The organism is Porphyromonas crevioricanis, from assembly GCF_900167225.1.
GTDB lineage: Bacteria > Bacteroidota > Bacteroidia > Bacteroidales > Porphyromonadaceae > Porphyromonas > Porphyromonas crevioricanis.
This window is the reverse complement of sequence record NZ_FUXH01000001.1, coordinates 1-17,336: the sequence shown is the minus strand read 5'-3', so window position 1 is coordinate 17,336 and position 17,336 is coordinate 1. Positions and strand designations below refer to the sequence as shown.

Here is a 17,336-nt window from a genome sequence, read left to right as displayed (position 1 = left end):
TACAGCAACATACCAAGGTGAGCCCCTCGAACCGCACACATCCATATCGATCGCTGCATATCCTGCCAACTCTCCTCCTCTTGGTGGCGGTGGTGCTGACCTTTGCTCAAGGGCGTGAGCACATCCACGCAGCAGCATCTTCCGTAGCGACAGACACGCTACGCTTCCCCGTACAGCCTTTGGGAGCCAGGGATTATCGTTACCTGCAAAAACGATACCCCATGGATCTGAAAACACCGGATAATATACAGACATCTTTTGTCTACAATCCCGTTACTGGCATGTACTTACTCACCACAACGCTTGGAGGCAAGACAATCGGCACCCCGATCCCCTATACCCCAACGGAGTATTTGCGATATATGCAACAGAGAGGGGTACACAGCTATTTCCTTGATAAAGACAGGGCCGCAGCAGAGAGCGAAGGCAAAAAGAGCTTCAACCCACTGGAGATGAACTTTGAATTGGGTCCTGCAGAAAAAGTATTCGGCCCCGGTGGGATCAGACTACGCACACAAGGATCGGCCGAAGTACTCGCAGGAGTCAAAACGAATGCTACCGAAAACCTCTCTCTTCCGGAGAGAGCTCGCAACCACACATTTTTCGACTTCAACGAAAAGATACAGCTCAGTATGCAAGCCTCAGTTGGTAGCAAACTGAACTTCAACATGAACTACAACACGGAGTCTTCTTTCGACTTCGATGCCAAGAAACTCAAACTGTCCTACGAAGGAGAAGAGGACGACATTATCAAATTGATAGAGGCTGGCGATGTGTCCATGTCAAGCCGTAACTCTTTGATACAAGGAGGATCTTCTCTCTTCGGCATACACAGCAAAATGCAGTTCGGCAAGCTGGATGTAGATCTTGTGGTCAGCCAGCAGGAGGCGGAGACCAAACATGTATCTACACAAGGAGGAGCACAGACCCAGCCTTTTGAACTTTCGGCAGATGCCTACGATGAGAACAGACACTTCTTCCTCGGACACTACTTTTCGGAGGAATATGACAACGCACTCAGCACCCTGCCTTTTATCAGCTCCGGAGTAAAAATCAACAGAATAGAAGTTTGGGTAACCAACAAACGAGGGGCTTTTGACGAAGCACGCAATATCGTAGCCTTTTCAGATCTCGGAGAAACAAAGCACATCAGCAGCCCGGGCGTAACACCCACCGGATCTACTGCCGGACTGCCGGACAACAGGGCAAACTCTCTATACGAAACAATCTTATCCATACCGGGAGCCAGACGAATAGACAAAGTCACTCAACTGCTCGGAGCTATGTACAAGAGTGGGCGCGACTACGAAAAGATAGAGAGTGCTCGCAGGTTAAGATCCGAAGATTACACTCTGAACAGCAACTTAGGTTACTTGTCTCTCAACACCAGACTCTCTCCCGATGAAGTCTTGGGGGTAGCATTCGAATACACCTACGGGGGGCAGGTATATCAAGTGGGAGAGTTCTCTACCGATAAGCCAGATCAATCGAATGACAACCTTTACGTCAAGCTACTCAAAGGAACACATCAGACTCCTTCGGCTCCTTACTGGGACTTGATGATGAAAAACATCTATTCCCTTGGCCCGAATGTGTACAACGTGCAGGCTGATCGCTTCCGGCTGGACATATATTACCAAAGCGACTCGGCCGGCATCGCCCAACCCTTTATCAACGATGGCCCCATCAAAGGGAAAATGCTATTAGGTGTACTGGGTGCAGACCGGCTGGACAGACGGCAAGAACCCTACCCTGACGGAACTTTTGACTATGTAGAGGGCTATACCGTGCTATCTCAAAAGGGACTTATCATATTCCCCACCGTACAGCCTTTCGGCAAAACATTAGGCAAAGCCCTCGGGTCAGAAGCCTTGGCGAAAAAATACATCTTTCAGGAATTGTATGATACCACAGCCGTGGCAGCCAGGCAGGTAGCCGAAAAGAACAAATTCCTGCTCAGGGGTGAGTATCAAGCCTCAACCTCCGGTGAGATTTCTCTTGGAGCAACGAATGTCACTCCCGGCTCTGTACGAGTAACGGCAGGGGGGGTATTGTTGACCGAGAACGTAGACTACACTGTGGACTATATGTCCGGTACGGTACGTATCACCAACCCGAGTATCTTAGCTTCCGGCAGCCGCATAGATGTATCTCTCGAAAACAGGGGATTCTTCAACATGCAACGCAAGACCATGTTGGGATTGGACTTGAACTACAACTTCAGCAAGGACTTTTCGCTCGGTGCTACCGTCATGCACCTTTCGGAATTGCCTCTGACAACGAAGACGGCCTATGGATCGGAATCCCTGAAAAATACCTTGTGGGGTATCAATATGAGTTACCGAACCAAATCGCAATGGCTCACCAACATGTTCGATGCCCTGCCCCTACTCTCTCTCACCAAGCCATCCGAAGTCAGCCTTAATGCAGAATTTGCACATCTGATACCGGGGCATTACGAAGGTCGATATGCCAAAGGATACAGCTATCTGGATGACTTTGAAAGCTCACAAAGCACAATAGATCTGCTTAATCCCTATTCATGGATGCTAAGCTCCACTCCTTTCCAAGACACAGCCAGTCCTCTCTTTCCGGAGGCTGCCAAAACCAACGACTTGGAATATGGCAACAGGCGAGCACTCCTCTCGTGGTATTACATCGATCCTCTCTTTACTCGTGAGCATAGCTCTCTGACTCCTTCTTATTTGCGTAACGACTTGGAGCAACTCAGCAACCACTTTGTACGCGAGATAGAGACCAATGAACTTTTTCCCTACCGGGAAGAGAGTATTGCCCAGCAGAGCTACATCAACACCCTGAATCTGACCTACTACCCCGGTCAGCGTGGTCCGTATAACCTCAACACCGTGGATATGGGGGCTGATGGACTATTCACCCGACCGGAGAAGATGTGGGGAGGGATCATGCGCAAGATAGACCAAAGCGACTTTGAAGCCTCTAACATTGAGTATATAGAGTTTTGGCTCATGGATCCTTTTGTCTACGATAACACCGCAAGCGGGGGAGATCTGTATATCAATCTGGGGGAAGTATCGGAGGAAGTGCTCAAAGACGAGAAAAAGTTCTTTGAAAACGGGATGCCTATCAATGATGATCCCGATGCAACCGAAACAACGGTTTGGGGGAAAGTGCCTAAACGGCAAGGGACAGGTTATGCTTTCGACAATACCCCCGGAGCACGCAAAAAGCAAGATGTCGGCTTCAATGGTCTCAGCACGGAAGAGGAGTTGGCCTTCTCCTCCTACACGGACTACATAGCCAAACTCAAAGGGATTGTCTCGGCTCAAACTCTCAATTTGTGGCAGGAGGATCCACAAAGCCCTCTCAACGACCCAGCAGGGGACAACTTCCATCACTATAGAGGTCGGGACTACGATGCCTCACGTCTGTCTATCATAGAGCGATACAAGTACTACAATGGCACGGAAAGCAACTCGGCACAAGCCGGGGAAGGGGATGAATTTAGCGTGGCCAGCCGCGTTGTGCCGGACGTAGAGGATATCAACCAGGACAATACGCTGAACGAGACGGAGAAATACTTCGAGTACCGTATCTCGCTCCGTCCTCAAGATATGCAGATTGGCTCCAACCATATTGTAGACAAAAGGGATACGAGGGTTAAGCTTCGCAACGGGCAGTGGGGAGAGGTAACTTGGTACCAATTCAAAGTCCCTGTACACAAATACCAAAACTCAATCGGTGGCATAAGCGACTTCAAGACAATTCGCTATATGCGTATGTACCTGACCTCATTCAAGGATGAGACAAAACTACGCTTCGGCACCCTCAAATTAGTGCGTGGAGACTGGCGTAGCTATACCCAAGAGCTGCATGACCCCTCCACAGCTCCCACTTCGGATGCAACTATGGAAGTCAGCGCAGTAAACATAGAGGAAAATGGAGACCGCAAGCCGATCAACTATGTGTTACCGCCGGGAGTTCTTCGCTCCTTGGATCCGCAACAAGCCCAGAGTACACAGCAAAATGAGCAATCGCTCAGCCTTAAAATACACCATTTGGCTCCGGGAGATGCCAGAGCGGTATATAAGAATGTGCAATATGATCTGAGGCGATACAGCAGGCTCCAAATGTTCACCCACGCTGAGAGGGTTCTGGAGGAAGACACCGGTACCACCACAGGAGATCTATATGCTTTCATTCGTCTGGGATCGGACTACCGCAATAACTACTACGAATATGCGGTGCCTTTGCAAATCACACCTTCGGGAGTTTACAGCCAGCAAAGCGATGCCGACAGACGCGCTGTATGGCCGGATGCCAACTATTTCGATGTTTCCATACGCAATCTCACAAACCTCAAGGTGAGAAGAAATGCGGAAAACTCCATGTCGGGCTTCTACAAGCTCTACTCTCGCCCTGACCCGGACAACAGCCGTGCCACTATCAGCGTATTGGGAAATCCTTCCCTATCGAATGTACGAACTATCATGATCGGGGTTCGTAACGGAGCCAACCAGATCAAAAGTGTGGAGATATGGGTAAACGAATTGAGAGTCACTGACTATCAGGAAGAAGGAGGTTGGGCTGCAGGAGGCAATCTCAATGTGCAACTATCCGACCTCGGTAACCTCAACGTGCGAGGGCGATATACGTCCGCCGGATTTGGAGCCTTGGATCAACGCCTATCTCAACGCTCTTTGGAGGACAACCGACAGCTCAACCTGACCGCCAATATAGAACTGGGCAAACTGCTCCCTCCCAAAGCAAATGTGTCGATACCCCTCTACTATACGATCTCGGACGAAGTAATCACCCCGCAGTACAATCCTCTTGATCAGGATGTTCTGCTACGAGAAGCATTAAATGCAGCACCCAACAAAAGCCAAAGAGATTCGATAGAACGCCTTACGATATCAAGGAACACCTCCAAGAGCTTGTCTTTGGCCAACATGAGGATCAATATCAAAAGTAAAAATCCAATGCCGTACGATCCGGCCAACTTCTCTTTCAACTACGCCTTTACGGGTGTGGACAAGCATACACCGGATATCGAGTACGACAAGACGACCAATTGGAATGCAGGCATCACCTACGACTATGCTCCGCTGCTGCCTCCTTTCAAACCTTTTGCTTTCCTCTCAAAAGGAGAAAAAAGAAAGGAGAAACAAAATGCAAATACAGAAATAGGGAACCTTCCTCGCCGAAATCTAAGGCAAAAGCAACCGACACAAGGGGATGGAAAGGGACTGAGCGAATGGGGCATCAATCTGCTTCCTAATAGGATAAATTTCCGAACCAATCTGGTGCGTAACTACCAAGAGCAACAGGTACGCAACTTCAATCCCGGCATCGGGGAAGGCGTAAAACTTCCGGCGACTTTCATGCAAAGTTTTATATGGGATCGCTCTCTGTCGGTCAATTGGAACCTGACCAACTCCTTGCGACTCTCTTTCCGCTCCGGAACCAATGCTCGCATAGAGGAGCCCCACGTTCAGGTAAATAGAGAGTTAAACCCCGACCAGTACAAAGTCTGGCAAGACTCCGTAATGATGTCTCTTCGTCAGCTGGGGACCCCCCTGCACTACGATCAGGTGGCCACAGCTTCGTATACCCTGCCGACAACCAAGATACCGGCTTTGGAGTGGATAGATGGCTCTGCCAACTACAATGCCACGTACAACTGGGACAAGGGGGCACGGGCTGCTCAGGGTCTGGAAGTAGGGAATATTATCCGCAACCAGTTGAGTCTCGATGGACGCATCAACCTGAGTTTGGTAAAACTCATGCGCAAAATTCCGTACTTCAAGGGTGTGGAAGAGAGAATAAACAGACCTGCCGGCAAGGAGAAAAAGAAGTCTCAACTCCCCCCTCCGACAATACAGCGAGTGAAGTTGAAAACCGATAGTACGACCATTATTGAGCACGGGCTCAAGAACTATCCGGCACTAATCACTGCAAAAGTCGACGGCAAACCCTACCCTATCCGCAGCAGAAAGCTCGACCGGAACAGGATAGAGATACTCAACAAGGACAGCGTAGAGATAGAAATCAGCATGACAGCTCCTCTCCCCAAAGAAAACCCACTGCTTCAGGGATTGGGAGATCGGATAGGTTACTTCTTGATGGGCATACGGGACTTCTCTCTCAGTTACAAACGTAGTTCCGGACTCAATCTCCCTGGGTTCCTCCCCAATATACAGGCAGCAGGAGGTCAAGGGCATTTGCCAGAGGGGCTGGCCCCCGGTCTGGACTTTGCTTTCGGCCTCACAGACAATAGTTTCGTATCCAAAGCAAACGAAAAAGGCTGGCTGCTCAGATCCGAACAGAATGTGAATCCAGCAACTTATACGGTATCGGACAACGTCGATGCCAAACTCACTTTGGAGCCAATCAAAGAGTTGCGGATTACCCTATCAGCCAAACGATCCGACTCCAGACAGACACAGACAAGCTATACTCTGAATGGATCTCCACAGACCTATGGCGGGAACTTTGTGATGACGATAATCGGGCTAAAAGGCTTCTTTTTCTCTGCGGATGGCCGTGATGGCTATTCCTCTCCCGACTTCAATAACTTCCTCAATGCAAGAGAACGGATTACCGAGCGAATCAGACAGTCCTATCAGGGCGGACGTTATCCACACTCGTCTCCTTTCATAGAAAAAGGCTTGGCTGGGAAAGAAATAGATATAAACCAACTCGACATCAGGCAAAACAGCCCCGAAGTACTTATCCCGGCCTTCCTCTCCTCCTATACCATGATAGGCAACCCTGACAAGATAGGGCTAAACCCATTCCCAGCTCTTGCATCGATAATGCCGAACTGGAATATCTCCTACAATGGCTTATCCAAACTCCCGGCATTCCGAGCGATATTCAGCAACTTCAGTATCAGGCATTCCTATACCTCCACCTATCGGGTAGACAGCTATACCTCCTCCCTCTCTTGGGTACCAGCCTCCGATACCGATGATAATTTGGGATTTTTGCCAAGGGCACAACAAGCAATAACAGTGCAAGATCAATTCATCAAAGGAGATCCGTCTGTCTCTACAAACAACAATTTCATCGGGGCTGCTCCGTATGAGATCCCTGGGGTTACTTTGGATGAGAGCTTCTATCCTCTCATCGGGGTGGATATGACCTTCCTCAACGGCATTGGAGTGGCTACAGAATGGAGAAAGCGCAGGAACATAAAGCTCAATCTGTCCGCCTTCCAGATTATAGAGACATCGACCAACGAGGCCTCTGTCGCTTTGAGTTATAAGGAAAACGACTTTGCAAAAAAAATAGGTCTACGACGTAAGCCCAAGGGAAAGAAGGCAAAAGAAATGCCTCAACGAAGCGGAGGAGCTCTCACCACAAGAGCAGAGTTTAGCATTAACAACTCCTCAACCCTCATTCGCAAGATACAAGACCGATTCTCTCAGGCAACAGCCGGAAACCTCGCTGTAAAAATTAAGATCAGTGCAGACTACCAAATCAGTAGAATGCTCACATTCCGAGCTTTCTATGACTGGGATCTAAATCGACCGTTGGTGAGTACGGCCTCTTTCCCGATACGAAACAGCAATTTTGGAGTCTCTCTACGATTCAACCTGACACAATAAGCATCATGCAATCCATGAGCGAGGGGAAAGGCGAAACAGAGCGATCGTATTCGGATACCTATCCCCCGCAAAGCTCGAACCCTCTGTCTCGGTATCGGGATAGCTTTGCTACCTTTGGGCGTGCAAAAAGTATAGTATTACACATCGATACAAAAGAATAAATGAAGAAAAGCACCAAAATCATCCTCGGAACCCTCTGGGGACTCTTCGGTCTCTTTTGGATTGGCCTATTGGTCGTTGTCACTCTCATAGCTAAGGGGGCTATTGGTTATATGCCTGCCATCGAGCAACTACAAAACCCGATCGACAAATTCGCCTCACAGGTATTCTCTGCTGAAGGCGAAGTATTAGGCTCCTATTCTCAATCCGGAGCCAATCGGGTGTACGTTTCTTACAACGACTTGTCGGATAATATCGTAAATGCCCTCATTGCAACTGAAGACGTGCGCTTCCGGCAGCACTCCGGCATAGACTATCGAGCTTTGTCGCGCGCAATAGTCAAGAGAGGTCTGCTAGGGCAAAAAAGCGGAGGAGGAGGCTCTACCATCACACAGCAGCTGGCCAAGATGCTTTACTCCCCTACAGCCGAAAATGTGTTTACCCGAGTGTTGCAGAAGCCTATTGAGTGGATTATTGCGATCCAACTGGAACGCTACTATACCAAGGACGAGATCCTCTCGATGTACCTCAATCAATTCGACTTCTTGTACAATGCCGTAGGGATCCGCTCAGCCGCCTACACTTACTTCGGGAAAAGCCCAGAAAACCTGAATATACAAGAAGCAGCCACTTTGGTCGGTATGTGTAAAAACCCGGCTGCATACAATCCTGTATTGGAGGCTTCTGTAGAACGCTCTTTGATGCGCCGGAATGTTGTGCTGGAACAAATGGCCAAAGCCAACTACCTGACTCAAGCGCAATGCGACTCCATATCCAAGCTTCCACTACGTATCTCTTTCCACAGGAATAGCCACAAGGAGGGAGAAGCTCCCTATTTCCGAGAACGAGTACGGTTAATGCTCTCGGCAAAAAAACCCAAGCGATCGAACTATGCATCTTGGCAAAAAGAGGAATATACGGCCGATAGCTTGGCTTGGGAAACAGACCCAGCCTATGGCTGGTGTGAAAAAAATGGGAAAAATCTCTACACCGATGGATTAAAGATATACACCACTCTTTCTCTTCCCATGCAACGCTATGCCGAACAGGCTGTGCGCAAGCAAATGGCTGATGTACTGCAACCGGCTTTCGACAGAGAAAAAGCAGGGAAATCTTATGCTCCCTTCTCCTCCCAAATAGGCAAAGAAGAGAAACAACAAATCCTCAAACGGGCCATGCGACAATCCGATCGCTGGAGAGTAGCACAAAAAGAAGGTCTTTCCGAAGCAGAGATACTGGCTTCTTTCAACAAGAAACGTAAGATGCAAGTCTGGAGCTGGCAAGGTATGAGAGATACCGTGATGTCCCCTCTCGACTCCATTGTGTACCTCAAAAGTCTAATGCGGACAGGGTTCATGGCCATGAACCCGCACAATGGGCATATCAAAGCCTATGTAGGAGGGATTAACTTCGCAACTTTCCAATACGACATGGTAAGTAGAGGGAGAAGACAGGTGGGATCTACAATCAAACCTTTCCTCTATTCCCTTGCCATGACCGATGGGCTCACACCTTGCGATATGATGCTGCATGTACCACAAACGCTCTACACACAGGGAGGAAAACCATGGACACCTCGAGGCTCAAGCCGACGTGTGGGAGAAATGGTAAGTATCAAGTGGGGCTTGCAAAATTCCGACAACTGGGTAACGGCATACCTTATGGGGCTGACCTCTCCTTATACTTTTGTGCGGCTGCTCAGAAGCTACGGGCTAAATGGCATCATAGAGTACCCGGATGTATCTCTCTGTCTCGGTACAGCAGATGCTTCGATAGGAGAGATGGTCAGTGCCTACAGTACTTTTGTCGGCAACGGAATTCGTGTCGATCCGCTTTTCATTACTCGCATAGAAGATCAGCATGGCAATGTTTTGGCCAATTTCGTTCCCAAAACTACAGAAGTTCTCTCTCAAGATGCTGCCCTCAAGATGCTCACGATGATGAGAGCGGTGATAGATGGTGGTACAGGTGGCAGGTTGCGCTCTCGTCACAACCTCAAGATGCCTCTTGGTGGCAAAACAGGTACAACGCAGAATCATAGCGATGCCTGGTTTGTCGGCTTCACTCCTTCTCTGGTAGCCGGTTGTTGGGTAGGAGGAGAAGATAGAAGTATTCACTTCGACTCCATGTCTATCGGTCAGGGAGCAGCCTCAGCTTTGCCTATTTTCGGGGAGTTTATGCGACTCGTTTACTCGAATAGGTCTCTCGGATACGACCCGAACGAGGCTTTTGAGATCCCCAAAGGCTTCTCGCCCTGCGGTAGCAGCGAAGAGAATCAACATAGCGAAGAGGACGATTCGGTTGGGATCGGACTCGACTTGCTGGAAGAATAGCTTCCACCCAACCCAAGTAGCACTTCGTCTGTCTTCGTCCTTACCTGTGGATAAGACAGCCGAAGTGCTTCATTTGTAGATCGATTCAGTCCATTAAACGACATTCACATGATATATATAGGAGACAAGCTGGTAAGTCTGGACATCATAGACCAACAATTTGTATGCGACTACGATGTATGTAAAGGGATCTGTTGTGTAGAAGGCGACAACGGTGCACCTCTGGCTGCCGGAGAGGCAGACAAAATCAGGGCCTTACTACCTCTCCTGCAAGACCTCATTTCTCCACAAGCAAAAAAACTAATCGAAGAAGAGGGGATCAGTTATATAGACGAGGATGGAGAAGAAGTTACCCAAATCGTCAATGGAAAAGACTGCGTATTTACCACCTACGACTCAAAAGGTCGTTGCCAATGCGCTATAGAGAGGCTATACAGAGAAGGGAAAACCGATTTTCTCAAACCGATCAGTTGCCACCTCTATCCCATTCGGGTGCAGAAGTATTATGGAGGAGCTACGGCACTCAACTATCAACAATGGAGCATTTGCAAATGTGCTATCAAGTTGGGTCGTAAGATGGGAATACCCATATACCAATTCTTGAAAGAGCCTCTCATCAGAGCCTATGGCGAGGAGTGGTACGAGGAGCTCTGCCTTGTAGCCCGAGAATACCTGGCACAAAAGCAATCGGAGCAGTCTATTTAACCCCCTCCACGATTATTCATAAAGAAAGACGCAGCCGGCACACAAAGTAGCCGAAACAAAGAGAGATATAGGGGACTTGAGACCTTGGTATAGGTCTCAAAAAGGCAATTAAAACTTACCATTTTGTTGACTTTGCTGAATGCAGAGAAAGTAAGACATTGAGACTGAGAATATGAGGAGTATACCTATCATCATGATCAAGCCCGAATGTCGAAAGCAACGCAGCGAATACCGTGTTATGCAGCAGTCTTGAGCTGTGTAATGATTTGCCATTATTCTTCGATCACCTATACTTAGGTCATCATACTAAACGACGATCTGCAAGCCCGCATATCCTCTCGGATACTTGAGCCTACAGACACATCAGAAGAGATAGAAAAAGAAAAGAGAGATAAAATGGAGAGTCCGCACTAACTGCAATGAAGACAACAGATCGTTACAGACTCTCCCGAAAACCAATTTATTTAATTGTGATTCTCAATACCTGATCTACTGGAGGAACAGGGAAGGCATTCCCTACTTTGCTGATCGAATTACTCTCCATCTGGGGAGTCCCACCAAAAAGGGCCTGTCGATTTCCAGCTCCGGGGAATTGATCCACCCCCGTACCCGAGTCAAATAACGCTGTACTTTTTGTCACATTTCCGTTTGACAGAGCCAATACAGCCTGTTCGTTGGCATAGAACCAGTCGTTTGAAAATCCGAACATAGTAGCATAGGCCAACATATCACCTTCTTCGGCCTTATACTGCACCATTGCCATCTTTCCAGGGCCAATGGGGGCATTGCCTGCCACGTAGATCCCTTTTACACCTTTCATCGCCTTCAGGTTTTTCATCAGCTTGCTCACATCTCCCGCTTGCGACAAGTTCTTCAACCCCAGGCCGGGGTCTTTCTCTCCAAGCTGATAAATAGGGTTTTTGTCTCCACGATAGACAACGAGGAATACAGGTGAGATACCGGTGATAATACCCGTATTGGCTTCTACCTTTTCCTTCAACTTATCAATGTTACCCATCTGGGCGATATTTGTAATCTCCGGATTGGACTTCTCATTGGGAGTGAAGAAGGGCTTTTCTGCAAGAAGCTTGCTACCGTCGAAGTTAGAAACAGCCCATACACCCGGAGAGAACGGTGTTTCGTTCGGGGTATCAGCAGAGGTATTCATTATAGTAAGCGTAAACTCGGATGTCTTCTCTTCGTACGCCAACTTCAAATTCATCAATTTAGAAGCATCCACGCCCGGAACTTGCATAATAGGTTTAGACTCAACATCTCCTGTCTGGTCGTTTTTGGTTCCGTTGTCCCACAGTCTGACCTGAGAAGAGACATCACCCTGTATGGCTCGGCCCTGTTTGTCGAACAAGTTGATACCGGGCTGTTGAGAGGCAAAAAACCAGTCTTTCGATTTTCCATACATCGTAACGAACATCAGAGCTTGCCCTTTACCGGCCTTGAACTTGAAGTCAACACTCTGCCCGGGTAGAATGATCGGGAGATTTATCTCCTTGCTCCCAACACCTTTGAAAGTTCCACTCTGCACAAACAACTTCGGTGTAACGATATTTTCAACAGTAAAAGTGCGCATATCACCGGTCATCGGGGCTTTCATTTCGTCATTTTTTTTGCAGGAAACAACGAAGGTCATACTCGCCAGAGCGATAGTCGAGAGTCCGGCTTTGAATAGATTCTTTTTCATGATTTCTAAATTTGTTTGGTTTTGAATGGTAATTCCTTTTTTAGCAAGAAAATATAGTCTTCATATCCTTCTTCTTTCATTTTTTCCTTGGGGATAAAGCGCAAGGCAGCACTATTGATACAATACCTCAAACCTCCCTTCTCCGCAGGCCCATCGTTGAATACATGCCCCAAATGGGCATCCCCCGTTTTGCTCCGGATTTCGGTGCGAACCATACCGTACGACTTATCCGTTTTCTCCATGACAAGCGTCTTGTCTATCGGCTTGGAAAAGCTCGGCCAGCCACAACCCGACTCAAATTTGTCAGTGGAGACAAAGAGCGGTTCACCAGTAGTGATATCCACATAAATCCCTTCCCCGAACTCATCCCAATACTCATTTCTGAAAGGAGCTTCGGTAGCATTGTTGCGTGTAACATCGTATTGCAGCGGAGTGAGTTTTTCTTTCAGATCTTCATCGGTCATACGTATATATTTCTCTTCCGAAAAGGCGGGATTTGCTTCGCGAGCCATCTGGAACAGACTCTTGGGGATATGGCAATATCCGTTGGGATGCTTGTCCAAATAGTCCTGATGATATTCCTCAGCTGTATAGTAGTTCTCCAAAGCCTTGCTTTCGATAGCTATCGGTTGCGAATGCATTGCTGCGAGCTTGTCTATGGAAGCCCTTACCATGGGAGCGTCGGCCATGTCGGTATAGTAGATACCTGTTCTATACTGTACCCCCACATCATTCCCTTGCTTATTCACAGCAGTAGGGTCGATAGTCTCGAAAAATAAATCCAACAATTTCTCCAGACTGATCTGATCCGGAGCATATTCGACTTTCACTGTTTCGGCAAAGCCGGGTTCTCCGGTCGATACGCTCTTATAGTCGGGATGCTCTCCCTTGCCATTTGCATAGCCAACTTCGGTTTTTATCACACCTCGAATTTGTTTCAGAAAATGCTCTGTACCCCAGAAACACCCTCCGGCCAGATATATCTCCTTCTTCATTTTCACGTCTTCCATTTTTTCCTTCCTATTTTCTTTCGTTTGTACGACTTGTGTTCTCGCAAATACAAGAGAGAGAGCTGCGATCGAGAAAATTAAAATACTTGCCTTTTTCATCTTTTTCTGATTTTATTGTTAGCTGTTCTTCGGAGCATCCAAAAGCATCAATCCGAATCCGAGATACGCTATATCCTTAAGTATAAAGTAATCGGTTATGAGTACACCATCCCTCACCTTCCACATACCGGAGGTGAAGAAGAGAAAGCTGAGCGTAAAAAGGAATATGAAAGTTATCCCCAGTCCGGCGTATCTCCTCAGAGAATGAACTCTGATCGAAAGCAGTAGCAAAAGAGCTACCGAGATCTCAGCCAAACCTACGAGAATAGAGACAAATTGGACGCCGAACACATCATATACCCAAAATGTGATGGGATGATGCTCCAGCAAAGGCCTAATGGCAGCCGCTTCCATCGGTGTAAACTTGAATATACCTATCTATATAAGGATAACGGCCATACCCCAAAGGGCAACATAAGACCCGATCCGGTGATAGATACCTCTACCTGAGAGCAGTTGTTTTCTTGTTTTCATCCTATCAGTTTTCTTCGATTACGCCAATGCAACCAATTAGTATGCGAAAGTCTCCAAGGGGCTTTCTGTACGTATAGTCGGCAAAGGCTCGTAATCCTGACAGGAGAAATAGGGCTATGGTGTCATTTTCTTTTTGATCCTATCCTTAAAATCCTGTATTTCAGAACTTTCAAATCGATCTTTTTTTTCTCCTCCCTCATACTTTTTCGTGAGGAACTTGTCTATTTGCTCCACTTTCCTCGCATAAGCGGCACACCACTTACATATAGACAGATGGGCACGCAGGCGCACTTTCTGCAAGAGAGGCAGCTTGCCGGATCTTTCCTGCTCTATCAACTGTGGCACATGACTGCAAGGCATGATGAGCAGGTGTATAAGTTTGCCGAATAGCTTCGTCATAATTTCTCAAACCAATTTAATTCGATACACTTCCTCAATTGCATACGACTGCGCTGGAGGATCTTCCACAAATTCGTCGTAGCAATATCCAACTCCTGACAAACCTCATTGGCTTTTTTCTCTTCGATATAATATCGTTTCACCGTGATTTGCCAATGGACTGGCAGATGTTCGAGACATTTATCCAGCGTATCCATCAAGGCCTTTTCATCCTCGGGCTCTTCGAGATTAGGAGACCATTCTTGAAGGACGGAGTGGTCTGTCCACGAGCCCGACTGATCGAAAAAATCCGACATACTGACTACTTGTGGCTTACGGTATCTATCTCGATAGAAGTCGGCTATCTTGTTTCTCAATATATTTTGCAGCCAGGTCAGAGGACTACTTTTCCCCTGAAATCTGTCATAGGCAGACGAAGCAGAGATAAAGACCTCCTGCACCAAATCCATTGCATCCTCCTTGTCTGCCACCATTGACAAAGCTCGATTAAGCAAAGGTTCGGAATATAGCTCCACCCACTTTGTTATTTCTTTACTCTCCGACCTCATACAACAGGAAATTATTGGCTCTCAACAGGGAACACCATCTGATCTCCAAAGATGTATTCGCATCCCGAATCAAGTTCCGTAATTCTTCTCCATATTGATATACAACTGCTTGCATACACTGCGAAAATAATCAAAAACGACAATCCCCTCTCTCTCAACAAGCGATTGTCGAGAGAGGGGATTTATCAGTACAGAGATGCTAAATAACAGCCTAATAACATTTATGCAGAAGAGAGAATTTCCGTGCGACAATTTCAGACTTGGTAGAGCAGCACCACGAAAGATACTGTTGCATAATGCGACGAGAGCTGTGCTATGCAATAGTATCCAGAGTCTATTGCGATTAGGTAAAAACAGTGTTGCATAGCAGACCTAAGCAGACTCGAGCGACAAAATCAAAGAGCCCTCCCAAAGAGATCGCTGCTTGATCTCACGATATGGCAAAACGGCACAAAGCTCATTTTCCCAAATTAGCACAAATACGTCCTATCAAACACAATAGCAGGTCGTAGTGGTAGATTGGGAAAAAAGCTCTTTTTGAGGGCTTTTCGACCTCTATCAAAACACCGATGAATAGGGCGTTCTGAGAGGGTCAAAATTCTCTCCTCAGAGAAATTTTGTTTTCTCCTGTGTTAGCAAAAATTCTCTCAGGAGAGAATTTTCGCTCTCTCCCCAGAAAATTTTATCTCGAACCCAAACAGCAATTGTCGGCATCAAAAGAGAGAAGCATGACAAGGCCAATAAAGGGGTATTCTCGCCCTAATTATACCACATTATTGTTAAAAACAAAGAATCCACAAGGCTCTGAGGCTGGAGCTTGGGTTATACACTCAAGTATGTAAGCCAAACTAAATGTCAAAAAGAACAAAGTGGGTAGCATATCATGCGGTAGTCTCAATTAGGTATTCCTCTATCAAAGAATACATTTGCAATTAGGGCACACAATTCTCTTTTGTTTGTTTTTACTTATTCTTTTTATAACTTCGCTGTTACACATTAGAGTTGTCATTTCTTGAATATGATACGAATACTATTAGCGGGGCTTATTGCACTACTCGTTGCGCCTGCGACAGCCAAGGCACAAGAAAGTGTAGGCGAAAAGCCAACAGATGAGAACTACCAAATCATGGAATTTCCACTCCGTGATGGTACGATTTGGGTGAATACCTGCCAAATGTACATTCACGACATAGATCTGGGTCTTAAGTCTCCTATGGGCCTCTTTTTCTCCTATGTATTTATACATGGAGATACGACAATCAATCAGCTGGATTACAAAAAAGTTTATTGCACCAAAGACGATAAATTCCTTGCGAACGAAACAAACTACTGGGGAGCTATCCGCCAAGACAAGGGGATCGTCTACCTACGGCTACCACAGGGACTCTCTGATCCAGACAACTATCCTGGCACATTTCAGGATGAGGGAGGTTGGCATTGGGCTTGGAATGTTCTCCCTTTCAATTCTTGGAAAGAAGGCAATGGTCTCTTTTTGGATCCGAACAAAGAGTACATTTTGTATGATTTCAACCTCTACGATAAGCCAGAAATGGCATATGATCGGGTGTGGGGAGGTAATAAATGGCAGCCTAAATTTGAAGGATACGATTACGAGTATATTGCAGGGAAGTGGAGGCGAACTATCTCCTTTCGTGGCAATAAGTGGGCAGATGGCATAGGCTCTTTGGGCGGCTTCGGATTTACTTATTTCCATATCCAATATACATCCGCCCCTGTGCTCAAAGAAAAGACTCCCATAGATGATCAGCTTCTTTTCGACAGCTATTCCACAAATCTCTTGCTTTGCTTTGTACAAGATGACCAAGTCGTCTATCACGACACCAGCAAATGGAAGGATCTGTACGACAACCTAATCCTCCCTCAAGAAAATGTCACAGCAAAAGATTGCTTCCGAGCAGATCAAGTGGTAAATACCGAAGTCTTAGGAACGAATAATCCTTTCTTGCCCAAAGAATGGACTTTCGTTGTTAAGGGCAATCTTCTACAATGGGAAAAAGCAAACCTAAAGGCATTGGCTCTGTACACTATGAAGGCTGAACAAGTATGGACCGGCAATATGGAGGATAAGACCTCTGTCGATCTCTCCTCCTTGCCCACAGGGCTATATCTCTACATCGTGACCGACACACAAGGCTTGCGACACACCGGAAAGATCTACTTAGGAGAATAGGCTTGTCCTTCGGGGAATATTGCAAAGATCTCTGATTATCAAATCCGGAGGCTTTATAAGGGCTCAACGACAAATAATAAATCCAAAATAAATAAACCATGAAACATTACAGACTAACAATCGTATT

The 17,336-nt window shown here is 46.9% G+C and carries 9 protein-coding genes; 4 read left to right on the top strand and 5 right to left on the bottom strand.

Going from position 1 to position 17,336, the window contains the following annotated elements; genetic code table 11:
* Window positions 1-17: 17 nt before the first annotated feature.
* From sov to B5D48_RS00035, 3 genes are all read left to right on the top strand, one after another.
* On the top strand, window positions 18-7,592 hold the full coding sequence (sov, locus tag B5D48_RS00045) for a T9SS outer membrane translocon Sov/SprA (RefSeq protein WP_023937404.1): 7,575 nt from the start codon (window positions 18-20) through the stop codon (window positions 7,590-7,592).
* 161 nt (window positions 7,593-7,753) lie between these two features.
* On the top strand, window positions 7,754-10,084 hold the full coding sequence (locus tag B5D48_RS00040) for a transglycosylase domain-containing protein (protein ID WP_023937406.1): 2,331 nt from the start codon (window positions 7,754-7,756) through the stop codon (window positions 10,082-10,084).
* A gap of 108 nt (window positions 10,085-10,192) precedes the next feature.
* Complete coding sequence (locus tag B5D48_RS00035; protein ID WP_023937407.1) at window positions 10,193-10,789, top strand: DUF3109 family protein; 597 nt, start codon at window positions 10,193-10,195, stop codon at window positions 10,787-10,789.
* A 460-nt stretch (window positions 10,790-11,249) separates the two neighbouring features.
* Here B5D48_RS00035 and B5D48_RS00030 read toward each other — a convergent pair whose 3' ends face one another.
* From B5D48_RS00030 to B5D48_RS00010, 5 genes are all read right to left on the bottom strand, one after another.
* Entirely contained in the window at window positions 11,250-12,488 is a 1,239-nt protein-coding gene (locus B5D48_RS00030; protein ID WP_023937409.1) for a spondin domain-containing protein, read from the bottom strand.
* A gap of 5 nt (window positions 12,489-12,493) precedes the next feature.
* The gene (gene msrB, locus B5D48_RS00025) at window positions 12,494-13,597 is read right to left on the bottom strand and encodes a peptide-methionine (R)-S-oxide reductase MsrB (RefSeq protein WP_023937410.1); all 1,104 of its coding nucleotides are present in this window, start codon (window positions 13,595-13,597) and stop codon (window positions 12,494-12,496) included.
* An 18-nt stretch (window positions 13,598-13,615) separates the two neighbouring features.
* Window positions 13,616-13,969, bottom strand: a complete 354-nt coding sequence (locus B5D48_RS00020; protein WP_262501285.1) for a YkgB family protein — start codon at window positions 13,967-13,969, stop codon at window positions 13,616-13,618.
* Between the two features lie 216 nt (window positions 13,970-14,185).
* On the bottom strand, window positions 14,186-14,470 hold the full coding sequence (locus tag B5D48_RS00015) for a hypothetical protein (protein WP_023937413.1): 285 nt from the start codon (window positions 14,468-14,470) through the stop codon (window positions 14,186-14,188).
* Window positions 14,467-15,018, bottom strand: coding sequence for a sigma-70 family RNA polymerase sigma factor (locus B5D48_RS00010; protein WP_023939323.1), 552 nt, complete (start codon window positions 15,016-15,018; stop codon window positions 14,467-14,469). Before B5D48_RS00010 ends, B5D48_RS00015 begins: the two co-directional genes overlap by 4 nt.
* A 1,018-nt stretch (window positions 15,019-16,036) precedes the next feature.
* On the opposite strand from B5D48_RS00010, the gene B5D48_RS00005 reads away from it, so the two are divergent.
* Entirely contained in the window at window positions 16,037-17,209 is a 1,173-nt protein-coding gene (locus tag B5D48_RS00005; RefSeq protein WP_023938712.1) for a hypothetical protein, read from the top strand.
* The last annotated feature ends 127 nt before the right edge of the window (window positions 17,210-17,336 follow it).